Genomic DNA, 23,655 nt, shown 5'->3' with positions numbered 1-23,655 from the left:
CTGGACATGCTAGGGGGCCTTGCCTCCGATATATCGATAACATTTTAACTGTTATCTTGCTATGGGTCTGCAAAGGCCGCCTGGCAATGCTTTGCTAGAAGAGCTTCCGTCCGTAGGACACGGCCGGTGCGGCGCTGCACAGGCCTTCCCAATAAGTGTCAATAATTAGGAAGGCGTTATGCAACAAAACGAAGGACAGCGGGTCTTCTATGTCTCCGCCATCATCATACTGGTGCTGGTGGCTCTCGGTGCCATCTTTCCCGTGGAGTTTGGCAACGTCGCGGGCGCCGCACTCAGTTCCGTCGTACATTTGTTCGGCTGGTTCTATCTGCTATCCGTGTTCGTCATCATGATATTCCTGCTTGCCCTTGCCATGAGCAAATACGGCAAGGTGCGCCTGGGGTCGCAGGATGAAAAACCGGAATATGGCTTTTTCTCCTGGGTGAGCATGCTGCTCGCTGCAGGGTTTGGTGTCGGACTGGTGTTCTACGGCATGGCTGAACCCATGACCCATTACATTTCACCTCCCTATGGGGATGTCCCTCCGGAAAGCGTGGAATCTGCGCGTTACGCGATCCAATACAGCTTCTTCAACTGGGGTATCCATCAGTGGACCGCTTTCGCCCTGGTCGGGTTGATCATCGCCTATTATCAGTTTCGCAAGGAACAAGCGGGTCTGGTCTCGGTAGTGCTGCGCCCTTTGACGGTAAAACGCCCTGGCTTGCAGCGCTTTGGCAGCATGCTTGATGTGTTTGCCGTTGTTGCCACGGTGATGGGGGTGGCCACTTCTCTGGGGTTAGGTGTACTGCAGACCAATGGCGGACTCCATGAAGTGTTCGGTATTCCGGAGAATGGCCTGTGGAAGTTCATCATTCTGGCCTGCATGTTCATGGCTTACATGGCGTCTACCTGGTCAGGCCTGGACAAAGGCATCAAGCGGCTATCGAACCTCAATATGCTGCTGTGCATCCTGATGATGCTGTATATGCTGGTGACCGGCCCGACCTTGAAAATCCTCGAGACCATTACCCTGGGGCTGGGGGATTACCTGCAGAACTTCTTCGTCATGAGCTTGCGCATGTCCCCCTATGACGGAAACCCCTGGGCTGAGAGCTGGACCATCTTCTACTGGGCCTGGGTCATTGCCTGGTCGCCTTTCGTGGGTACTTTCGTGGCACGTATCTCTCGAGGTCGCACGATCAAGGAGTACGTCTTTGGTGTGTTGTTCGTGCCTCCGGTTCTGGCTTGCGTATGGCTGGGGATCTTCGGCGGTACTGCAATCCATATGGAGCTGGCGACGGAGAACCTCGGTCTGGCAGCGGCAACCCAGGACAACATCACCGTCGCCCTGTTCAAGATGTTCGACCTGATGCCGTTCTCCGGCCTGCTTTCTGTCATGGCCATGGTGCTGATCTTCATCTTCCTGGTGACGTCGGCGGACTCTGCCACGTATATCGTCGCTCAAATGACCGACAACGGTTCGATGAATCCACCTCTCTACAAGCGAGTGCTATGGGGAGTGTTGATTGCGGCCATCTGCCTGACATTGATCGTCACCGGAGGACTCAAGGGCCTGCAATCCGCTTCTGTACTGGCGGCACTACCCTTCACCTTTATCCTGTTCCTGATGGTCATCGTCCTGATGAAACAGTTGCGCCGGGATCGCAAACTGATGCTCGAAGGGCTTTATAACCATTACAAGGAGATGCCAGTGGGAGCCGACGCTTTCGAAGCCTGTGATCTGGCCAAGGAGCAAGGCATGCCTCCGCCAGAAGAAGCGCTCAAGGAAGACGATGACCTGCTGGAAGAAGATGATGACTTCCCAGGGACTCCAGTGTCCCAGGAGGCTCCGATCCGATAGCGAGATGGAACCGATAGCAGGAAGCCTGGTCTCATTTTGACCAACAACGCCGACGCCTTGTGTGTCGGCGTTGTTTCGAAGAGGCAGGCAGATACACGAAATAAAAAGCCGGGAAGAAAATTGTACACCGGGCTACTGACATGGTGGTCAGTACGACCAGGAGAGCGTAAGCTTTCCACATAAGTGAAAGGAATCTGGGGCATGCCTTCTTCTCACGCCCGTGGCGCCACGCCACGCCGCACTTCTCATCGCACCTCCCGTCAACGCAGCAGGAAAACGGTACCGCATGACGGCAGACTGGATCGCTGGTTGGATCGAGTCGTCACTATCGCGGTTATCACTGCTGTCATCGTCGGAGCGGTGGCGCTGGGCATGTCGTTGTTTGTGCAGCCCTGAGCGGTTTTATAGAGCAGCCTTGAGCGGTCTCATAGAACAGCCCTGAGCGGTTTTTCCATAGAACAACCTTGAGCGGTTTTTTTATCAACAGCCCTGAACGGGATTTGCCATCAGCCATGGGGGCATCTTGAGCAGGCGAAGAAGAGAGGAAACCATCCTGGCATCAGCAGGAATGGAAGAAGAGGGGCTGGAATAGAGTCGTTGGAAAAGCGTAACGCAGAAGGTAGATGATGCCCATCCTGGGGCAACCTCATCCTGAGGCATCTCGTCCCGAGATTTTCGCACAGGTGACGCCTGTATCGCCCGATACAGGGCTTCCTTGTCCTGGCAGGCCCGTAGTCGAGCCCGCCTATCCTATCGTCATCAGGTCTATCCGGTCGTCAAGCCGCTGTTCAGTAACGGTAGCGGCGGTGCTTGTCACGGCTCAGGTCGATGTCGTCGGAATCCGTGATGGCCCCTGCCGCGGCACCCAGGCCACCGCCGATGACAGCACCTTTGGTCATGCTGCCACCGGTCACGGCAGCAGTACCAGCACCCACGGCTGCACCGATACCGGCACCACTCAAGGCGCGTCCGCCAGTGCTGGTACCGCAGGCGCTCAGGCTCAGAGCCATGACACCCGCCAACATGATGGAAGAGAGAGTCTTGATATGCTTGTTCATGATTGCGCCTCCTGTTGAATACGCTGTTGAGACGAATCTTATCGAACACTGTTCTAGTTTCTCAAGATATTGATCTTTCTCTAAAATGTCTCTTGCTGGCGACGATCTCTCCTCATTTCTTGCCGAATGCCGGTTGCTGTTGCGTAATACAGTGGATATTACCGCCTCCGAGCAGGATTTCCCGCGCCGGGACCCCTACGACTCGACGCCCCGGGAACAGCTTTTCAAGAATGGCGCTGGCTTCGGCGTCTCGTTGAGGGTCCAGCAGGGGCATCACCACGACACGGTTGCCGATGTAGAAGTTGACGTAGGACGCAGCCATGCGGTCTCCAGGCTGGCGCGGGTGGGAGCTGGCAAGACGATCAATGCCGCTGGCTTCATCCTCGGCGATATACAGAGGGCCGGGTTGGGGTAGACGATGTACCGTAAGGGGGCGACCCTTTGCATCGACCGACGAACTCAGTACGGACAAGGCCTCACGGCAGATTTCATACTGTGGATCCGAAGTGTCGTCGCACCAGGTCAAGGCAACTTCGGATGGCGCGATGAAGCAGCAAAGATTATCCACATGGCCATTGGTTTCGTCCAAATGACACCCACGGGGTAACCAGATCACCTTGCTGACACCCAGATAGGCACACAGTACCTGCTCCATCTCGTCACGTGTCAGGCCCGGATTGCGGTTGGGGTTGAGCAAGCACTCCTCGGTCGTGATCAGGGTGCCTTCGCCATCCACATGAATCGCACCGCCTTCCAGAACCACTCCAGCCTTGAAGCACGGTACCCCCAGCATTTCTCCAATCTTCTGGCGAATGCGCCGGTCCTTGTCCCAGGGGAAATAGAGTCCATCCTTGAGCCCTCCCCAGGCATTGAATTCCCAGTCCACCATGGCCAGGCCTTTCTCGGGATGAGTGAGAAAGGTCGGGCCGACATCGCGCATCCAGGCATCATTGCTGGAAATCTCCACGACGCGTATCTGTGTGGGCAGTTGATGGCGGGCATTTTCGTACTGGTCATCATTCACACCGACGTAGACTGTCTCGCTGTGGCTGATGGCCGTCGCCACTTCGACAAAGGCCTGCTGAGCCGGCTTGGCACCCAGTCGCCAGGTGTCTGGCCGCTGTGGCCACAGCATCCAGCAGGCATCGTGGGGGGAAAATTCCGCAGGCATGGACCAGCCCTGTTCGGCTGGAGTAGGAGAAATGATGGTGTTCATGAAAGGACTCACTGTAGACCGATAATCAGGAATACACCGGTGGCCAGGGCCGCGGCAATCAGGACATAGGGTAACTGGGTCAGGGCGTGGGCCATGGGACTGCATCCGCTGCCCTGCGCAGACAGCACCGTGGAGTCGCCATAGAAACAGGCATGGCTGCCGAAGGCACTGGCCGAGATCAGGGCACCGACGACCAGCGGCATGTTGGCATCAACGCTTTGCGCCAGGGGCAGCACAATGGGCATGGCAACCGCAAACAACCCCCAGAAGGAGCCTGTAGCGAAGGCCAGGAAAGCCATGGTGACGAAGACCACTGCAGGCAATAGCCCGGGGGTCATCAGTGGCTCGACCGCATGGATGACCACTTCGGTGAGACCGAGGACATCGTTGACTTCCTTGAGGGTAAAGCCAGCAACCAAGGTGCCAAGCGGCATGATCATGGCCTTGAAGCCTTCCAGGGCGGTATCGAAGGTATCGTTGAAGCTGAGCAGGCGCTGGCTGGCAATCAAGACCAGAGTCACTGCCAGGGCCACCATGACACCACGCAGGATATCGATGTCGAAGTACCAGGTGGCAAAGATCAGGCTGGCAATCGGCAGCAGAAAGTTGATCAGGTGGGGAGTGGTGCCACCGTTATCCTGGAGTTCCAGGGCATGTTCTTCTCCGCCATCGGGAACAGGCTGGCCATTGCGGGCTCGGATTTCCGCTGTCTTCATCGGGCCGAAATCCGGAAACATCCCGATGGCCACCAGGGGAACGATAGCGGCGGCCACCCAGGCGTAGGCCATGTAGGGAATGGATGCTATATACAGCGACATGCCATTGCTGGTGACCTGGTTATCTTCCAGAAGGCCGGCGAAAAAGACCGCCCAGGTGGAAAATGGCACCAGAATGCATACAGGGGCCGCGGTGGAGTCGACAATATAGGCCAGCTTTTCCCGGGATATACCGTAGCGATCCGTGATTTTCTTCATCGAAGCGCTGATGGTCAGAGCGTTGAGGTAGTCGTCGACAAAGATCACCAGGCCCAGGAACCAGGTCGCGAGCAGGCTCTGGCGGCGTGAGGTGAGGCGCTTGGTCATGGCGTCACCAAAACTCAACACTCCGCCGGTGCGTACCAGCAGGGCGATGAAGCTACCGAACAGGCCACAGACCAGAATGATCCAGGTGACGGTGTCATTGCCGAGCACGTTGAGCAGAATATCGGAACCCTGGCTGATGACCTGCGAAGGGGAAATCATCAACAGGCCGACCAGGGATCCAGCCAGCAGGGATTCGATGGTTCGTCGAGTGATGATGGCCATGACCAGCACCACAATGGTGGGAATCAGGCTCAGAACGCCATAATTATCCATACAAGCTCCAATTATTGTGGCCGCCGTTTGCGGCGGCCTGTTGTCGGGGGAGCGGAGGTTTTCCGGCGAGGGTTACAGGTAACCGTCAGCCTGGAGAGATGCGGTGGTGGCGGCCAAGGCCTCGTCCAGAATGGCCACTGCGGTATCGATGGTTTCCCGAGTCCAGATCAGGGGGGGAGACACCACATTGAGGTGGCCCACCGGTCGAATGATCAAGCCGCGTTTCTGGGCTTCAAAAGCGACTCGGTCTCCCACACGGGCTTCTAACGGCAACAGTTCCTTGGTGGCCTTGTCGGCGACATTCTCGATGCACATCATGAAGTGGCTGCCGCGAACATCCCCCACGGTGGCGTGATGGCTCAAACTCTTGAGCGCCTGTTCGAGGTAGGGGCCGACCTGGCGCACGTTGGCGCAGATATTTTCCCGTTCCAGAATCTCGATGTTCTTCAAGGCAGCAGCACAGCTGACAGGATGCCCGGAGTAGGTGAAGCCTGTGCTCAAGACACCACCCTTGCCCTGCGGTGTGCCCAGGACCTCGTAAAGCTTGTCGGAGATCAGGGTGGCACCGAGTGGGGCATAGCCGGATGACAATCCCTTGGCCACATTAATGATGTCGGGCTGGGTATCGAATACCGCTTCGGAAGAGAAGAAATGGCCCAGCCGGCCAAAACCGGTCACGACCTCGTCGGCAATGTAGAGGATGTCGTTGTCGCGGCACACGGCCTGCATGCGGGCATGGTAACCGTCTGGCGCCACCAGTACCCCGCCGGCGCCCATGATCGGCTCAGCAATGAAGGCAGCAATGTTATCGGCGCCGATGCTGGCGATGGTGTCTTCGAATTCCTTGACCAGATGGTCGCAATAAGCGTCTTCGCTCATGCCCTCAGGACGCCGGTAGAGGTTGGCTTCACTGACGTGAGTGACCAGATGGTCGAGAGTGTCGAACTCCCAGTTGTTGCTTTCAATGCCGGTCAGGCTGGCAGACAGGTACGTCGTGCCGTGATAGGCGTTGCGGCGTGACAGAATGCGCTTCTTGGTTGGCTTGCCGAGGCGGTTGAAGTAGTAGTGCACCAGACGAATGGTGGCATCGTTGGCGGTGGAACCACCGCAGGTGTAGAACACATGATTGAGGTGCGCCGGGGCAAGCTCGGCGAGCTTGGCGGCAAGTGCCGCAGCGGGGGCATTGGACAAGTTGTTGAAGGTGGAGAAATAGGCCATGCGAGTGGCCTGGTCGGCCATTGCCTGGCCGATTTCGCTGCGCCCGTGCCCAACATTGACACACCAAAGGCCAGCAATGCCATCGATGAAACGGTTGCCATGAATATCGGAGACGAAAACCCCTTCGCTGTCAGTGATCAGCTCACAGCCCTTTTCGTGAAACACGCTGAAATCAGTGAAAGGGTGGATGAAGTGATCCTTGTCCTGGCGCCACAGGCGCTGGGCATCGAGCGGCTGATTGGGAGTGGATGAGGGCGTATGCGTTGTCATTGGAGACCTCCTGTTGAATGAGGTCAGTCTCGCTAGAGGCGGCGTGCAGGTGACATATCCTCATGGGGGTATGTCGTGAGCGGCCAGCGCCTCCCCACAATGAAGGACACAGTGCATGCATGCCTGTGCATGCTCGCCGATTTATTCAGCGTTTCTTGAACGGCAGCAATATCCATCTTCATAACAGTCCTCATAACAACAGGAGTCCTGGCCCATGACTGCGACGTCATTGCCTTCCCCCGAGATCAATTCCCAGCGCCTGTGGGACAGCCTGATGGCCATGGCCGAGATCGGTGCCACCGATGGCGGTGGGAGTTGCCGTCTGGCCCTGACGGCTGAAGACACCGCGGGTCGTCGTCTGTTGATCGACTGGTGCGAGCAACTCGGCTGCCAGTGGCGCCTGGATCCGGTCGGCAATCTGTTCATTCGCCGCGAGGGGCTCCGTAACGATTTGCCTCCGGTCGCGACAGGCAGTCATCTGGACACGCAGCCCAAAGGAGGGCGCTTTGATGGCATTCTGGGTGTGCTGGCTGGCCTGGAGGTGTTTCGTACCTTGAATGACAAGGGCATCGTTACCGAACGTCCGTTGGAGCTGGTGGTGTGGACCAATGAGGAAGGCAGCCGTTTTGCCCCGGCCATGGTGGCATCGGGGACCTACGCTGGCGTCTTCAAGCTGGAAGATACTCTGGCCATCACCGACAGCGATGGCATCAGCATTGGGCAGGCGCTTGAGCAGAGTGGCCTGCCTCGGGGGCTGGCATTGGGTGAGCCTGGGTTGGGCAGCTACATTGAACTGCATATCGAGCAGGGACCCGTACTCGAGAATGCCGGAGAATCGATAGGTGTCGTCACCGGCGTACAGGGAATGCGCTGGTTTGACCTGACCATTGCAGGTCAGTCTTCCCACGCAGGCCCGACGCCCATGAGCCTGAGGCAGGATGCCTTGGCTGCAGCTGCGCGTCTGATCGATCGGCTCTATGCCTATGCTCTGGCCGATACGTCCGGTGCCACACGGGTGACTTTTGGGCAACTTGAGATTGTGGCAGCTTCGCGCAACGTGGTGCCCGGTGAGGTGCGCATGAGTGTCGACCTGCGCCATGGCAATGAAGAACTGTTGGATCAACTGCAGAAACGTTTCGAGAGCGAAGTGGCGGAGCTTGAAGAAGCCTTTGGCGTGACATTTCGTACCGAGCCGCTATGGGTATCGCCGGTCGTGGCGTTTGATGAAGACTGCATCGACAGTGTGGAACGTTCAGCCAAGGGCCGAGGGATGCCTTATCGGCGCATGATGAGTGGCGCCGGGCACGATGCCGTTTATGTTTCGCGTGTCGCGCCGACAGCCATGATCTTTGTCCCGTGTCGGGATGGCATCAGCCACAACGAGGCAGAGTATGCTTCGCCAGAGCAATGTGCCATGGGTACCCAGGTATTATGCGATGTGCTGCTGGAAAGAGCGCGGCAGCAAGAGTGTTGACGGGCGGCTTCCAGCAGGGATGGCACTACTGACGATGTTGGCGTGAAATCAGGGCGACATGGTCGAGAAAGGTGCGAAACAACTGGGCTTGGCTGGACACGCCGAGACGCTGATAGAGGTGCTTGCGATGGACCTTCACTGTGCCGTCGCTGATACCCAGCTCCCTGGCTGCGGATTTGGCCGAGTGTCCGGCCAGCAGCAATTTCACGATTTCCTGCTCTCGGCGTGTCAGTTGGCCTTGGCCGAAACTGGAAAAGGCCAGGTCTACCGGTTCTGTGGTGGTCATGGCATCGTCGAAGCGGGCGCTTTGCCAGGCCCAAAACTGGCTAAGCAGGGCGGCGACCACGGGGGTCAGGTTGCGCAGTGCCTGCATGCTCCGCCGAGTCAGAGGCGGGGACTCGGCACTGAAGCCCAGCGAGACCACCATGACGGTATCGTCCGAGACTCGAGCAAAGAGCCCGACTTCGTCCTTGAGTCCCAGGCTTCGATAGTAGTGATCGTAATACTCACTGCTCTCGAAGCGGTCGGGCGCCAGTTCCTTGAGGCGGTGAGCGCCGCTATCGATGCCCGACTCAGTGGCCAGGAAGATCGGGTCCAGCAGGTAGATTCTGCTCAGATATTTATCCACACCCGCTTCACGGCGATGAGGGGGGTAATTGTCGTGGATAACCAATGGTCGACTACGATTGCGATAAGCATGCAGGACGACGGTGTCGAAGCTGACCAGGCGCTGCAAGGCCTGTTCCAGGCGGCGTGGCAAATCAGCATCGGCAGCACTGCGAATCAAGGTGGCAAGGCTTTGATGCCACTCCTGGCTTGTGCTGGTCGCCAGCAGGTCGGATGGGTTCATGGTCTTTTCAGTCAGACAAAGTCAGTGCAGTAGAGCAAAACAGAGCAACTGACGCAAAGGGTTGATCCTATCATCCTTTGAGAAATTTCTTACCCCAAGTTCATCTATGGCTGGCTATGTCCTTCAGCAACCTGTGCCCAGCATGGAGGAAAGAAAATATACAACGCAGGGTACAGAAGATGCGAAAATTACACACATTTCCAGGCTTGCCTGAGGAGCAGAGAACCGAATCAGCCAGAGACTCCGAAGGAGATCCCTTGAGGGGCAGGCTTCAGGAACAGGACACAGGGAGGCAGATCCCTATCGTCAATACCGAAGCTGGCCGCCGTCAGAGTATTATCTACAACACTCCAGCAATTTTCGAGATAGCCCAGGAGCCTCAGGCATCATATGGAACTCTCGAAGTGGAGGTGGATTTCTTCGATGAAATCTATGGTGACGACTTCATGTATTATGAAGTTGCCCATGAAGTGGGAATAGATCCTAATTTATTGGCTGCCATTGCTTACATGGAAGCCTCTTATGGTTGTCGAGACCATATTGACCTATGGAGTGATCCTTGGAATACCCCCTGGTGGAATAGTTCGTTCAGGCCAATGAATATTCACTACGGCCAATGGAAGCCGCTGGCTAGTGAGTTAGGCTATTTGAAAGAAGATGTAGACAATTTCACCAGGCCAAATGTGCATGTGGCGGCCGTATTGCTCAAGAGAATCGAAGAGAGGGTGAGAGCTCCAAGTGTCGAAAAGATAGCCAGCCTATATCACTTCCTGGGTGCAGATAAGACCATGAATTATGGAGATAGGGTAAGGTATATCTATGATCATAAATCATGGATAAAGTGAGGTGGTGTTCAATGGTTTGTGCATAACCATGTTGCGCGGAGCCGAGTGGAGTGGTCGATTTTGAATGATCATTTCACTCGGCTCCGTTTTTGCGGTCATTCCTGCTATTGTTTATCGCATTTCTGCACAAAGCCTGCCATGCGTAATGGTTTCTTTGGCCGTTATTATATCAAGCTAATGATAGCGAAATGGTTGTAATTCTTTCTCCTACCATTTTGACGACTTGAATCTGCATTCCTTCAATTGTTGCAATAGAATTCGGTTTGCAATTTTCAGGTAGGAGTGTCTTGATGAGCTGCTCTAAAGTGGACGACTTATCCTCTCCTAACAAAATACCATAAGAATTCCAGACGTCTTCGACTTTTGTGCTGCCTTTCAAATGAAGTTCGGATTTAGGGAGCTCAGTCTGGCTGGCTTCAATTGCCTGAGAGAATACACAGTCGACAAATGGGCGAAACTCGGGTCGAAGCACGACAAAAAGATGGTCACCAGCGTGCAAGCGGGTAGATCCTCTAGGCGGAATAACGGTTGGGCCTCGGGTTATCATGGCGACGACAGTGCTATCTGGAAGCGCCATCTGAGAAAGTAGGCGCCCTGCAGCTCTAGGGTTTTCCCCCAGCGTATATTCAACAATCTCGGCGTCGACATTTCCCAGTGACGTGATTTCCAATGTAGCAGCAGGAGTGGCAGGGGGTTTCTCTGTAAGTCTCAACTTTTGGGCGATAAATGGAAGTGCAGATCCCTGTATGGTTGCTGATATAAGAACTACGAAAAATACAACATTAAAAATCAGCTGAGCACCGGGAAGACCGAAGATGAGTGGAAAAATGGCTAGAATAATAGGAACAGAGCCACGAAGGCCAACCCAGGATACCAGACCAATCTCTCGAAGATTGAATCCGAAAAGCTTCAGAACAGGCGCTACCGCCAGTGGTCGAGCCAGCAGGATGAGAACGCCTGCAATAAGCAACCCTTCAAGCCAGGTGTCCAGCAGGGAGTCGGGATTCACCAGCAGCCCGAGCATGACAAACATCGTGATCTGACTGAGCCATGCCAACCCATCATGGAAAAGGAAAGTGTTTTTCTGAAAAACAAATCGTGTGTTCCCGATAATGACACCGGAGATAAATATGGCGAGGAAGCCGCTGCCACCGAGATTGGCAGCAACCCCAAAGGAGAGAAGACCGAAGGCAGCAACCATGACAGGATACAGACCGGGCGCGACCAAATGAATTCGGTTGATGACTTTGATTGATGTCCAACCTACCGCTAGCCCCACTACGGCTCCAATCCCCATTTGCATAACGAATAACCGGAGCAGCTCGATACCCGGCTCCATATCATTGACCAGGACTTCCAACAGACCTACGGTCAGGAATATTGCCATCGGGTCGTTTGAGGCGCTTTCGATTTCGAGCGTGGACTTGAGTCGTGAATTAATATGAACGCCCGCGTTACGAAGCAGTGAAAAAACCGCGGCAGCATCCGTGGAACCCACGATAGCTCCCAGAAGCAACCCCTCGAGAATAGGCAAGTGTAGGATGTATGCCGCCGCAGCCCCGGTGATGGCCGCTGTTACAAGAACACCCCAGGTAGCAAGTAGAGAGGCAGGCTTCCAAACACTCTTGATGGAAGATACCGGTGTTTGTAATCCTCCATCAAAAAGGATCATGGCAAGGGCAATTGTGCCAAGGGCATGAGCGGTGACGGGGTTGTCGAAAGCAATTTTTCCGATTCCGTCTTCGCCAGCCAGCATGCCGGTGAGCAGGAAAAGCACCAGTACTGGAAGGCCGAGCCGCGCGGATAGCTTGCTGGACAAGATACCAAACAGGATCAGAATGGCAGCTAGCAGGATTAATTGATCAATAGAAAACATTCAATGGTACCCTTCTGACTTCCTTGTTATTCGCAGTGTATCTATACGACATCTACCGAGCCGGAATTAAATTGTGATCAAGAGAACGGGCATGGGCACAGCCCGATAAGGATACTCTGTCCGATGGGTTGAGCCTTGAGGTTGCCAATCTTATGGCGTTTGCAAGAAAATAACTCAGGCTTTCTGCACAATCCATGCGAATATCGCTAATTCTGTGCTGTTTCAATTGTTCACAGATGCTTCACCGTCGCTATCAGCGCATGATCGTGGCAATGGCCTTTGTAGGGGAGTGACTGGTATTGTGTGCCTCCCAGGCCCACAGGATGGCAACATGAGCGTGACCGCTGCAGATTCGCCCCAGTCTCCTCCAGTAACGCGACGCGAGATCTTCGGTTGGGCGATGTTCGACTTCGCCAACCAGGCATACACCTTGCTGATCATCACGGTCGTATTTGGCGAGTTGTTTACGACGGTGATCGTGGGCGATCGTGGAGACGGTTACCGTCTTGCCAACTTTTTGTGGAGCCTGGCCCTGGCAGCGAGCTTCCTGCTGGTGGTGGTGACCGGACCGTTGTGTGGCGCGGTGATGGATTACAGGGCTTCCAAGAAGCAGTTTCTGTTCATCAGCTATCTTGCGACGATAGTGACCAGTGCAATGCTCTACTTCGTCGAGCCGGGATATGTGCTGCTGGGCGTGGTACTGATTACCCTCTCCAATTATGCCTATTCCATGGGTGAGTCCTTTATTGCCGCTTTCCTCCCTGGACTCGGTCCTCCTGAGAAGCTAGGTAGTATTTCCGGTTTCGGCTGGGCGCTGGGATATGTAGGAGGGATGGTGGCCGCCGGCTTCACTCTGGCGGTGCTGGGTGAGAGCAGTGCAGAGAATTTCGAGCGCATTCGCTGGGTTGGGCCCTTTGCTGCGGTCTTTTTTCTACTGGCAGCGATTCCGACTTTCCTGTGGGTCAAGGAGCGCGCTCAGCCCCATCCTCATCAGCAAAGTTTCACGGCCATTGCCTGGCAGCGTGTATCGACCACCTTCCAGGAACTGCGACATTTCCGTGATCTGGCCTGGTTCCTGGTCTCGGTGATGTTTTCCATGGCTGGGGTCTACATCATTATTGCCTTCGCCTTCATCTATGGTGCGCAGGTGATCGGCTGGGATGAAAGTACACGCAACCTGATGTTCATCATCGTGCAGATCACGGCGGCGGCGGGTGCCCTTGGCTTTGGCTTTATTCAGGATCGTATCGGTACCCGGGTGACCTACCTGTTCACTCTGGTATTGTGGGTGCTGGCTGTTCTGGCCATCTGGGCAACACCGGAGGTGACGGCGTGGATCAATGCAATCTTTGGCGTCAACTGGGAGGCTCAGCAACTGTTCCTGGTCGTGGGCTGTCTAGCAGGGCTTAGCCTGGGGTCGAGCCAGTCGGCCAGTCGCGTATTGGTCGGCTTGTTTTCGCCACAGCAGAAATCCGCCGAGTTTTTCGGTTTCTGGGGACAAGCCAACAAGGTCGCCGGAGTGGTCGGCATCATCGGCCTGGGGATGCTGCAGTCTCTGGTCGGGCTTCAGTCCTCCGTGCTGTTGTGTGCCGCCTTCTTCATCATTGCCATCCTGATCTGCCTGAAGGTCAATCAGGCCAGGGGGCAAGGGGCGGCACGCGAGTGGGAGCTCAAGCGCAATCACATCACCCCGGACGCTTGAGAGCGAACAGGTCCGTCGTGCGTGCGTAGTCGCTACCGGCCATGCGCCCGACAGGGCGAAGGGTGTCATTGTTGACGTAGCGGCCATCCCATATTTTCGGCTCTGCGTGAATCACCACGACTTCTGCCAGTACCAGATTACCGGCCATGGGGCGATTGCCGAAATGCACGATGTCATGCAGTCTGCAGCCAAAAGCAATGGGTGCCTCGAGAACTCGCGGTACACGCAGGTCACCAAGGCTGGCCTTGGTCAATCCTGCATGTTCGAATTCATCTGCCTCCGCTGGCAGGCTGGCGCTGGAATCATTGAGCGGTGAAACCAGGGATTCGCCGCCAATATGGATGATACACTCACCGACTTCCTTGAGATTGGAGAGAGTATGCTTGGCCACACCTTCGGCGTTGAGCAAGGGGGAGAAGGCAAGCACGGGCGGATCGACACTGGCGACATTGAAAAACGAGAAAGGGGCCAGGTTGGCAATGCCGGCAGCGCTGATCGTCGATACCCAGGCAATGGGACGCGGGGCGATGGCTCCTGAGAACAGGCGATAAATCAGGCCACTGTTCAGTTCTTCGATGGTGAAAGTGCTGCTCAAGCCGGGTTCCTCCACAGAGATAGGGATGCCTGCATGATAGCGGGTAAACTGTGCTCAGGAACTGGTGGGGAATCTTTATGTCGATACGAGCACCCGGTCGTGGTCCAGGCCTGATCATGATGTTGCTGTTCTGGGTGCTGCTCATGGGCTTTGGTACCTGGTGGGTGAATGCCTGGATCGACGGGCGCTTCAACCCCAATGCCGACCTGGTCTCCGTGGCGCCTGGAGAGACGTTGCGCCTGCAACGTGGCGCGAATGGTCATTTCGTGGCTCCGGGCCATATCAATGGTGAGCCAGTGACGTTTCTGGTGGATACCGGCGCGACCATTGTCGCTATCCCGGAATCATTGGCAGCACGCCTGGATCTGCCGGCCCAGGGCCAGGCCTGGTTTCATACGGCCAATGGTCGGGTGAGAGGCCACCTGACGCTGCTGGACAGTGTTTCCCTTGGCGGCCTCACGGCACATCAGGTGCGTGGTTCCTTCGGTCCCGGCCTGGAAGGAGATACGGTGTTGCTCGGCATGAGTTATCTACGTCACTTCGACATCACCATGCGTGGCGACACTCTTGAACTCAAGGCGCCAGAGCGCCTCGAAGAAGAGGCGGCTGTGCCGTCCAATATGGAGTTATCTCAATGAACCTGATCGCACGATTGGGACTGCGCTATCCCATCCTTCAAGCCCCGATGGCTGGTGCTCAGGATGAAGCACTGGCCCTGGCGGTGACAGCCGCAGGTGGATTAGGTGCGCTACCTGCGGGCATGCTGTCGATGGAGGGTCTGGATCAAGCCTTGACCGAAATCGCAGGGCAGGGCCCGCTCAACGTGAATTTCTTCTGTCATCACCTGCCTGAACCACAGCCCGAGAGGTTGCAGCGTTGGCGGGAGAGCCTGGCACCTTATCATCAGGAACTGGGCATTGAGCCACCTCCTCCCAGTGATACACCTTCTCGACGCCCCTTTGACGAAGAAGCCTGCGCGCAGGTGGAGAAACATCGTCCGGCAGTGGTCAGCTTCCACTTTGGTCTGCCCGAGGCGGCTCTGCTTGAGCGTGTCAAAGCGACAGGGGCCCTGGTGTTGTCCAGTGCCACAACGGTGGAGGAAGCACGATGGCTGGAACAACAAGGGGTGGATGCCATCATTGCGCAAGGTATTGAGGCGGGTGGTCATCGCGGCCACTTCCTCAGTGACGACCTGAGCCTGCAGATGGGCACCATGACTTTGCTGCCCAGGATTCTCGAAGCGGTTTCTGTTCCCGTCATCGCCGCAGGTGGGATCGGTGATCCAGATGCTGTGGAAGCCGCCTTGGCACTAGGGGCTGAGGCGGTGCAGGTGGGCACGGCTTTCCTGTGTTGTCCCGAGGCCACCACCAGGGCCGTCCATCGTCGTGCGTTGCTGGAGCCGGATACACCCACCGCGATTACCAATGTGCTGACGGGCCGCCCCGCGCGAGGGATCGTCAATCGGGTCATGCGCGAGCTGGGCCCGCTCAGCACAGCAGTACCGGACTTTCCCCTGGTCACGGGAAGCTTGTGCGAATTGAGAGCCGCAGCAGAGTCCCAGTGCCGTGGGGATTTCTCGCCACTGTGGAGTGGAGAGAACCGGCAGGGCTGCCGCGAGGTGCCAGCGGCTGAGCAACTGGCCTGGCTGGCATCGAAGCTTCCATCACCGTCATAGTACTCTTCCGTGTGTCCTTCCATGCGTCCATCGATGCTTGTCGTGAACGATGTGGAGTCATCTGATGGCCCCGCTGGGTCGTCAGATGAGCGATTGGCTGAGCTCTTGAACCAGCTGTCAGACGACCTGCGTGATGATCCCCGCTATTACCTGCGCCACTTTCAATTTGTCATTGCCTGGGTCTGTCATCGTTATATCGACCTGCTGGGAGAGGAAGAGCACACTTTCATTGCCCGCTTCACGGCATTGCCTGAACCCTCCCAGGCCCTGCTGGTGCGCATGGTGTCGCGCAAGGGCGAGCTGTTCCGGCCGGAATTGTTCAGCTATCCGGAAGTGGGTGATATTGCTGTGGCGACCCAGGGCCTGGAAAGTGCCGGGCTGATCGAGCTGGATCCTGGCATCGATCTTGATGAGTTATTTTCCCTGCTGCGTGTCCCCGAGCTGCGCCATGCCTTTGCGCAGCAAATTGCCGATCAAGGATTGCCTGGCTCGATCACCAAGCTTCGCTTGCGTGAGGCACTTGCCGATCTGGAAGGATATGACAGGCCGATGAGCGAGTGGTGGCCTGCTTTCAACGAGCCCTTGATCAGGCTGACAGTGATGCCTGTGTGCGACCGCCTGCGCCTGATGTTCTTTGGCAATCTGCAGCAGAGCTGGTCGGACTTTGTGCTCGCCGAACTGGGAATCTCCCGGTTCGAGAAAGTTGCCCTGGATGTTGGGTCCAGGGCCTTTCAGCAACGTACCGATGTCGACATCTATCTAGCATTGCACCGGCTGCGAGAGCGTCTGGAGGAAGGCGAGCCCGTGGCGGCACTGTGGGCCGGGTTACCCATCGTGCCTGAAGGCAATATCTGGCTGGAAGCTCGGCGCGCTCGCTTGCTGTATCGGATGGGCCAACAGGCTCAGCGTGATGGAGAAGAACCGCTGGCGCTGGAGTGCTATGCCCTGGCAGGAAAAGGCGAGCCGCGTATCAGGCGTATGCGCCTGATGGAGCGACGTGGCGACTACCAGCAAGCATTCGAAGTAGCTTGCGATGCCGTTCTGAAGCCTGCTGATGAGAGCGAACGCCAAGCGCTCGAGCGCCTTGTGCCGCGCTTGTGCAAGCGTCTTGGAAAGCCTGTCTTGTCGGCTCTGGTACGTGAGGCGGTGCCACCAACGCTCACCAGGGTCGCCAGGTTACCCATTTCGTCATTGCATGACAGCGGAAGCGTGGAAGCGGCCGTATGTCAGCAGATGGGTAGCCAAAAGGCCCCGCTGTTCTATGTGGAAAATGCCTTGATCAGCGGCCTGTTCGGCCTGCTGTGCTGGGAGGCCATCTTTGCCCCTTTGCCGGGTGCCTTTTTCCACCCTTTCCACCATGCCCCGGCCGATTTGCGTCAGCCTGATTTTGTCAGCCGCCGCCGTCCCTTGTTCGATACGGCGCTCAGGATGCTGGACGATGGGCGTTACCGGGACATCATCCTGGCTCGCTGGCGAGACAAATACGGCATAGCCAATCCTTTCGTCAATTGGGGGTGGCTGGATGAAGAGCTGATTACCCTGGCCTTGGAGCATGTGAGTGCCGAACACTTGAAGGCGATGTGTGAACGCCTGTTGCATGATCCTGCCGCCAACCGGGCAGGACTGCCCGACCTGATTCAATTCCTGCCGGACGCAACAGAGGGACCCCGCTATCGGCTGATCGAAGTCAAAGGGCCGGGAGATCGCCTGCAGGATAACCAGAAACGCTGGCTAGCCTTCTTTTCCCGTCATGCCATTCCCGCTGAAGTCTGCCATGTGCAGTGGGAGGAAACATGACAGAGCCCTCAGCAGAGCACCATCAAGAGGAGCCCTCAGCGAGAGGTGTCGAGAAACCCTCAGCGGAAAGGTGTGAAGAGCCCTCAGCGAGAGGTGTCGAGAAGCCCTCAGCGGAAAAGTGTGAAGAGCCCTCTGCGCAAAGATGTAGAGAACTTTCAACGGAAGGACACGTCGGGGTCCGCACCCTTTGCGATTTTGCTGCGCGTCGCGGTGATCTGGATCATCGTTTCACCCCATCGCCCTCTGCCCGGGAAGGCATGGAAGGCCATGCTCGGGTCGTCGCTTCGCGAGGGCCCGGTTATCGTTCTGAAGTGGCGGTGAGTGGCGTGGTGTCTGGCATTCGTGTCCAAGGGCGCATCGACGGTATCAGTACTGCCCAGGGTAGCCAGGAAGAATGTCTGGAAGAGATAAAGACCCATCGTGGTCGCCTGGAGCGCATGGCCGTCAATCAGCGAGCCTTGCACTGGGCCCAACTGCGTGCCTATGGCGCCTTGTGGTGCCGAGAGCATGGGTATTCGCGGATACATCTGGCGCTGGTCTACCTGGACCTGGTTCACGGCAAGGAAACTCGATTTTCCGATACGGTTGATGCCGAGGTGTTATGGACCGAGCTTGAAGCGCTATGTCGCACCTGGCGTGCCTGGGGGGAAGCCGAGACTGCTCATCGTCAGTGCCGGGACAAGGCGCTGGAAGTCCTGGCCTTTCCACATCGTGAATTCCGTCCTGGTCAGCGCCACCTGGCGGAGCAGGTCTACAAGACGGGAGCGACTGGCCGAACCTTGCTGGCGCAGGCCCCTACAGGTATTGGCAAGACGCTTGGCACGCTGTTTCCCATGCTCAAGGCCATGCCCTACCAAGGGCTCGATCGTATCGCGTTTCTGTGCATGAAGACCCCAGGGCGCGGGGTGGCGCTCAGTGCCCTGGAACAACTGGGGGCGCGAAGCAGGATTCCCTTGCGTGTGGTCGAGTTGATCGCCAGGGACAAGGCCTGCGAGTATCCCGACAAGGCTTGCCATGGTGAATCCTGTCCTCTGGCCCAGGGCTTTTACGATCGCCTGCCCGAGGCGCGCAAGGCGGCAGCACAACATGCCTGGCTTGATCGGGAGGGGTTGCGCCAGATTGCCTTGAAGCATGAGGTGTGTCCCTATTACCTGGGCCAGGAAATGGCGCGTTGGTGCGATGTGGCCGTGGGGGATGTGAATCACTATTTCGATGCCAGTGCACTTTTGCACGGACTGTGTCAGATGCAGGGATGGCGCCTGGGTCTGCTGGTCGATGAAGCCCACAACTTGATCGATCGGGCCAGGGGCATGTATTCGGCAGGGCTGGACCAGAAGCAACTGGCACGCTTGAGGAAGAGCGCTCCCAAGCCACTTCAGCGTTCTCTGGGCAGCGTGATGCGCCGTTGGCAGGAACTGATCCGTGAACAGGGAGGCGAAGAAGCGGGGGCCCGTGACGCGCCGCTATGGCGGTCACTGGATCAGTTGCCGGGTGACGTCATCAGTTCCCTGCAACACGCGTGTGCAGCCATCAGCGATTACCTTGGAGAATATCCCGATGAAGTCACTCCCGGGCTGACAGAATGGATGTTCGATGCATTGGCCTTCACGCGCTTGGCTGAAAGTTTTGCTGGCCATTCCTTGTGCGAGCTCGTCCGTATGGGGCGAGGCGACTCACGGCTTGGTATTGCCAATGTCATTCCTGCCGATTTTTTAGCACCACGTTTTGAGGTTGCCCATGCCTCGGTGCTGTTTTCCGCGACCTTGGCACCAGCGAGCTATCAGCGAGACCTGCTGGGGCTACCGGGAAATGCAGTATGGCAGGAGATCGATTCTCCTTTTGCTGCAGAGCAACTGGAGGTGCGGGTGTGCCGTCAGCTGTCGACCCGCTTCCGCGACAGAAAGTCATCATTGCCGGGCGTAGTGGCGACCATGGCCGAGCAGTATCGGCACTGTCCTGGCCATTATCTGGCATTCTTTTCCAGCTTCGCTTATCTGGAACAAGTTCGGGCAGCACTGGCAGAGGCCTATCCTGATGTTCCCCAACGTGCTCAACGTCGGGGAATGACCGAGCAGGAAAGAGAAGGTTTCCTTGAGTCCTTTCGCCCGGGCGAGTCCGGCATTGCTTTCGCCGTGTTGGGGGGCGCTTTCGCTGAAGGTGTCGATTTGCCTGGTGAGCGGCTGATTGGCGCTTTTATCGCCACCTTGGGATTACCGCCCAATGAACCACGCCAGGAGGCCCTGAAGGAGTGCCTGGAGGTACGCTTTGGCTGTGGCGATGATTATGCCTATCGCATTCCCGGCTTGATCAAGGTGGTCCAGGCGGCAGGTCGAGTGATCCGTGGCCCCGAGGATAGCGGCGTGGTAGTACTGATGGATGACCGCTATGGTCGTGCAGACATACGTTCACGATTGCCACGCTGGTGGCGCCCGGCATAGCACGACCACTCCCCCAGTAACACCGGGACTGGCAAGCCAAGCATAAGCATTTGTCAGATGAGCCACTTGCCATCAGGTGCTTGCCAGATCGGGTACTTGTCAGATCAGGTACTTGTCAGATAAAGCTTCAAGGACCGCTGCCGCTCATGGGGACATACCCCGGCAGTGCCTCGAGACGCTTGAGCCAGGCGCGGATGGCAGGGAAATTGTCCAGCTCGAAACCTCCTTCGTGTGCCATATGGGTGTAGGCATACAGCGAGATATCGGCAATGGTCGGAAGTTCGCCCGTCAGGAAAGGAGTGGCATCCAGCTGGTGTTCCATGATGCTCAAGGCCTTGTAGCCACCTTCATGCTTGGACTCGTATTCACTACGGCGTTCTTCGGGTAGGCCCTGATAGACGGCAATGAAGCGCGCTACCGCGATATAGGGCTCATGGCTGTATTGCTCGAAGTTTTGCCATTGCAGCACTTTTGCGTGTTCGTAACGATCCGTCGGTAGCCAGCCACTACCTTCCGCCAGGTAGTGAAGAATGGCATTGGACTCAGACAGACAGCGTCCATCATCAAGCTCAAGCAGAGGAATCTTGCCATTGGGATTACGCCCGAGAAAGTCCTCGCGGCGTGTTTCTCCGACCAGGACATCCACGTCGATCCATACCATCCGAATCTCGAGAAACGATGCCAAAAGTTTGATTTTGTAACAGTTTCCTGATCGACTATCGCCATAAAGATTCATAATGCAGTCCTTGAAGTCCCTGGAGGAAGTGTTTGGCGCTGTGTCTGGGAGGGCTTCTATCTTCTATCTTAGTTAGATAAGCAATATCCCAACTTAGAAAATCAATATTTCAATTTACTCGATATGTTACGTCTGACCCAGAGATAGGGCAGGGGTTCGCTGGAATGATGTCAGCGCGAGACAAGGAGAACACGATGGAACGTCGACCCATGAGCCGGGGACCTGCATGGTTGCTGGGGGCCTTGATTTTTCTACTGGGCCTGGCCCTGCTGGCTGGAGGCGGTTATCTGGTGATGCTGGGTGGGTCCGTGTATTACCTGGTTGCCGGTGCCGGCCTGGTCCTGTCCGGGGCGCTGATGATGAAGCGCAGCCCCCATGCTTTGTGGTTTTATGCCTTGGTATTGTTTGGCACGACCCTGTGGGCCCTATGGGAAGTTGGCCTGGATTGGTGGCAACTGGTACCACGAGTCGCGATTCTGTGTGCCATCGGTATCCTGATGCTGCTGCCCTGGTGGCGGCGAGGTAGTGGCTTGCTTGCCAGTGGTAGTCTGTCGCTGGCGGTACTGTTTGCCATTGGCGTAGCCATTGCCACTCAGCTCAAGGATCCTTTGAGCACCGAAGGGCAGATCACTGGCACTGCTCCTGCATCTTCACCCAATCCCAGCCAGGTTGCCGGTGATGACTGGGTCGCTTATGGCGGTACCAATGCCGGTACCCATTATTCCGCCCTGGACCAGATCACTCCGGAAAATGTCGCCCAGCTCAAGGAAGTGTGGCGCATCCAGACCGGAGATACAGCAACGCCGGACTCTCCTCCTGAGATTACCAACCAGAACACTCCGCTGAAGGTCAACGACCGTCTCTACATCTGCACTTCGCATAGTCGGGTGATGGCACTGGACCCCGAGACAGGAGAAACCGACTGGACCTTCGATCCTGAGATCAGCACCATGGGCGCGGAAAACTTCTCGCGCTGGGCCCACATGACCTGTCGTGGGGTGAGCTACTACGATGTGGCGCAATATGGCGGCGATACCAGTGCTGGTAGCTCTGCCCAGGATGCTGCTGAGTTGGCTTCGAGCCAGGAAGCCGAGCCGATGCTCAGCGATACGGATGTCATGTGTCCTCGGCGTATCTTCGTACCCACAGCGGATGCTCGCCTGATCGCCCTCAATGCAGATACGGGGGAACGCTGCGAGAGCTTTGGTGACAATGGCGAAGTCGACCTGACACAGAATATCGGCCCCTTCGATCCTGGCGGCTATTACTCCACTTCACCGGCGGTGGTGACGGAAGACCTGGTGATTCTCGGCGGGCATGTCACCGATAACAGTTCCACCGACGAGCCTTCTGGTGTAGTTCGTGCTTTCGATGTACGCAGTGGCGAGCTGATATGGAACTGGGATAGCGGCAACCCGGATGACACCACCCCCCTGGCGGAGGGCGAAGTCTATACGCGTAATTCCCCCAATGTCTGGGCACCGTTCAGTGTCGATGAAGAGCTGGGCCTGGTGTATCTGCCGATGGGCAATGCAACACCAGACCAGTGGGGAGCGGACCGCAGCGAGGATGACGAGCGCTACAGCGCAGGTCTGGTCGCACTGGATGTCCATACTGGCAAGCTGTCCTGGGTCCATCAGTTTGTCCACCACGACCTGTGGGATATGGATACTCCAGCCCAGCCGGTACTGATCGATCTCACCATCAATGGCGAGGAGGTGCCGGCTGTCATCCAGCCGACCAAGCAAGGCAGCCTCTATGTGCTCAACCGTGAGACGGGGGAAGCCATTGTACCCATCGATGAGCTGCCTGCTCCCCAGGGCGCCGTGGAGGGTGACTGGACAGCCCAGACACAGCCGCGTTCGCGCTTGAACCTGCTGCCGGAGCCTCTGACAGGGGCGGATATGTGGGGGGCATCACCGCTGGACCAGATGATCTGTCGGATCAAGTTCCATTCGCTGCGTTATGAAGGGCAGTACACACCGCCATCGCTGGAGGGCAGCATCGTCTATCCGGGCAATGTCGGCGTGTTCAACTGGAGCGGTATTGCCGTGGACCCGGTGCGCCAGGCGATTTTCACCTCTCCCAACTACCTGGCTTTCGTCGACAAGATGATCCCTCGTGACCAGGTCGAGGAAGGCCAAGGATCGGCCAGTGAACAGGGCCTGCAACCCAATAAGGGCGCACCTTATGCTGTGGAAATGGGCCCCTTGCTGTCCCCGCTGGCGCTGCCGTGCCAGGCTCCGCCCTGGGGTGAAGTCGCGGGCATAGATCTGTCGGGTGGCGAGCAACCCCAGGTGGCCTGGAAGCATCGCAACGGTACCACGCGTGACAGCATGCCCTTTGGCCTGCCGGTACCCTTCGAAGTGGGAGTGCCCGCGCTGGGTGGCCCGATGACGACTGCGGGTGGTGTCACCTTCCTCAGCGGTACCCTGGACCAGTATGTACGCGCCTATGACATCACCACGGGTGAACAGCTGTGGAAATCACGCCTGCCAGCCGGAGGCCAGGCCACGCCCATGACCTATCGTGGTGCAGATGGACGTCAATATGTCGTGGTCACTGCCGGCGGTCATGGCACCTTCGGTACCAAGCTTGGGGACTATGTGATTGGATATGCGCTGCCAGAATAGATTCAGGGCAAGATAGACGATCACCGTTTCTTCTGCTGATAAAAGGCGTCTTCGCT

At 56.9% G+C, this 23,655-nt stretch carries 18 protein-coding genes; 10 read left to right on the top strand and 8 right to left on the bottom strand.

Translation table 11 applies throughout. The features are described 5' to 3' along the window. The first annotated feature begins 178 nt into the window (after positions 1 to 178). Entirely contained in the window at positions 179 to 1,861 is a 1,683-nt protein-coding gene (locus tag Q1K07_RS12505; RefSeq protein ID WP_300311284.1) for a BCCT family transporter, read from the top strand. Between the two features lie 201 nt (positions 1,862 to 2,062). Beyond that, the gene (locus tag Q1K07_RS12500) at positions 2,063 to 2,257 is read left to right on the top strand and encodes a hypothetical protein (RefSeq protein ID WP_149286410.1); all 195 of its coding nucleotides are present in this window, start codon (positions 2,063 to 2,065) and stop codon (positions 2,255 to 2,257) included. 392 nt (positions 2,258 to 2,649) lie between these two features. On the opposite strand, the gene Q1K07_RS12495 is transcribed toward Q1K07_RS12500, so the two are convergent. The 4 genes from Q1K07_RS12495 to Q1K07_RS12480 all read right to left on the bottom strand — a co-directional run bounded on the left by Q1K07_RS12495 (position 2,650) and on the right by Q1K07_RS12480 (position 6,978). Further along, positions 2,650 to 2,919, bottom strand: coding sequence for a hypothetical protein (locus Q1K07_RS12495; protein WP_300311283.1), 270 nt, complete (start codon positions 2,917 to 2,919; stop codon positions 2,650 to 2,652). Positions 2,920 to 3,031: 112 nt separating this feature from the next. Then, entirely contained in the window at positions 3,032 to 4,135 is a 1,104-nt protein-coding gene (aguA, locus tag Q1K07_RS12490) for an agmatine deiminase (protein ID WP_300311282.1), read from the bottom strand. A gap of 8 nt (positions 4,136 to 4,143) precedes the next feature. Continuing rightward, positions 4,144 to 5,490, bottom strand: a complete 1,347-nt coding sequence (locus Q1K07_RS12485; protein WP_300311281.1) for a Na+/H+ antiporter NhaC family protein — start codon at positions 5,488 to 5,490, stop codon at positions 4,144 to 4,146. 72 nt (positions 5,491 to 5,562) lie between these two features. Continuing rightward, positions 5,563 to 6,978, bottom strand: a complete 1,416-nt coding sequence (locus Q1K07_RS12480; RefSeq protein WP_300311280.1) for an aminotransferase — start codon at positions 6,976 to 6,978, stop codon at positions 5,563 to 5,565. Between the two features lie 214 nt (positions 6,979 to 7,192). Between Q1K07_RS12480 and Q1K07_RS12475 the strand changes: the two genes are divergently transcribed. After that, a complete protein-coding gene (locus Q1K07_RS12475) occupies positions 7,193 to 8,452 on the top strand; it encodes a M20 family metallo-hydrolase (protein ID WP_300311278.1) in 1,260 nt (419 codons plus the stop codon). A gap of 25 nt (positions 8,453 to 8,477) precedes the next feature. Here Q1K07_RS12475 and Q1K07_RS12470 read toward each other — a convergent pair whose 3' ends face one another. After that, positions 8,478 to 9,302, bottom strand: a complete 825-nt coding sequence (locus Q1K07_RS12470; protein ID WP_300311276.1) for a helix-turn-helix transcriptional regulator — start codon at positions 9,300 to 9,302, stop codon at positions 8,478 to 8,480. 179 nt (positions 9,303 to 9,481) lie between these two features. Here Q1K07_RS12470 and Q1K07_RS12465 point away from each other — a divergent pair, with 179 nt between their 5' ends. Further along, a complete protein-coding gene (locus Q1K07_RS12465; protein ID WP_300311274.1) occupies positions 9,482 to 10,147 on the top strand; it encodes a hypothetical protein in 666 nt (221 codons plus the stop codon). Between the two features lie 169 nt (positions 10,148 to 10,316). Here Q1K07_RS12465 and Q1K07_RS12460 read toward each other — a convergent pair whose 3' ends face one another. Further along, a complete protein-coding gene (locus tag Q1K07_RS12460; RefSeq protein ID WP_300311272.1) occupies positions 10,317 to 12,023 on the bottom strand; it encodes a potassium/proton antiporter in 1,707 nt (568 codons plus the stop codon). A 331-nt stretch (positions 12,024 to 12,354) separates the two neighbouring features. Here Q1K07_RS12460 and Q1K07_RS12455 point away from each other — a divergent pair, with 331 nt between their 5' ends. Beyond that, on the top strand, positions 12,355 to 13,725 hold the full coding sequence (locus Q1K07_RS12455) for an MFS transporter (protein WP_149286402.1): 1,371 nt from the start codon (positions 12,355 to 12,357) through the stop codon (positions 13,723 to 13,725). Here the strand turns inward: Q1K07_RS12455 and Q1K07_RS12450 are convergent. Further along, positions 13,709 to 14,320: a flavin reductase family protein gene (locus tag Q1K07_RS12450; protein WP_300311269.1), complete on the bottom strand. Its 612-nt coding sequence runs from the start codon at positions 14,318 to 14,320 to the stop codon at positions 13,709 to 13,711. The two genes, Q1K07_RS12455 and Q1K07_RS12450, sit on opposite strands and share 17 nt — an antisense overlap. A 77-nt stretch (positions 14,321 to 14,397) precedes the next feature. Between Q1K07_RS12450 and Q1K07_RS12445 the strand changes: the two genes are divergently transcribed. The 4 genes from Q1K07_RS12445 to Q1K07_RS12430 all read left to right on the top strand — a co-directional run bounded on the left by Q1K07_RS12445 (position 14,398) and on the right by Q1K07_RS12430 (position 20,230). Beyond that, a complete protein-coding gene (locus Q1K07_RS12445) occupies positions 14,398 to 14,958 on the top strand; it encodes a retropepsin-like aspartic protease (protein ID WP_149286400.1) in 561 nt (186 codons plus the stop codon). Continuing rightward, positions 14,955 to 15,995, top strand: a complete 1,041-nt coding sequence (locus tag Q1K07_RS12440; protein ID WP_149286399.1) for a nitronate monooxygenase — start codon at positions 14,955 to 14,957, stop codon at positions 15,993 to 15,995. The genes Q1K07_RS12445 and Q1K07_RS12440 overlap by 4 nt, the downstream gene beginning before the upstream one ends. 105 nt (positions 15,996 to 16,100) lie before the next feature. Beyond that, positions 16,101 to 17,792, top strand: a complete 1,692-nt coding sequence (locus Q1K07_RS12435) for a VRR-NUC domain-containing protein (protein ID WP_300311264.1) — start codon at positions 16,101 to 16,103, stop codon at positions 17,790 to 17,792. Then, positions 17,789 to 20,230 (top strand): ATP-dependent DNA helicase, encoded by a 2,442-nt coding sequence (locus Q1K07_RS12430; RefSeq protein ID WP_300311262.1) that lies wholly within the window; start codon positions 17,789 to 17,791, stop codon positions 20,228 to 20,230. Before Q1K07_RS12435 ends, Q1K07_RS12430 begins: the two co-directional genes overlap by 4 nt. A 127-nt stretch (positions 20,231 to 20,357) precedes the next feature. Here Q1K07_RS12430 and Q1K07_RS12425 read toward each other — a convergent pair whose 3' ends face one another. After that, the gene (locus Q1K07_RS12425; protein ID WP_300311260.1) at positions 20,358 to 20,966 is read right to left on the bottom strand and encodes a glutathione S-transferase family protein; all 609 of its coding nucleotides are present in this window, start codon (positions 20,964 to 20,966) and stop codon (positions 20,358 to 20,360) included. Positions 20,967 to 21,160: 194 nt separating this feature from the next. Here Q1K07_RS12425 and Q1K07_RS12420 point away from each other — a divergent pair, with 194 nt between their 5' ends. Beyond that, positions 21,161 to 23,599, top strand: a complete 2,439-nt coding sequence (locus Q1K07_RS12420) for a glucose/quinate/shikimate family membrane-bound PQQ-dependent dehydrogenase (protein WP_300311258.1) — start codon at positions 21,161 to 21,163, stop codon at positions 23,597 to 23,599. Positions 23,600 to 23,655: the final 56 nt, after the last annotated feature.

It is taken from the genome of Halomonas sp. (assembly GCF_029263665.1).
Taxonomy (GTDB): Bacteria; Pseudomonadota; Gammaproteobacteria; order Pseudomonadales; family Halomonadaceae; genus Halomonas.
This window is presented reverse-complemented; position numbering and strand designations above follow the sequence as displayed.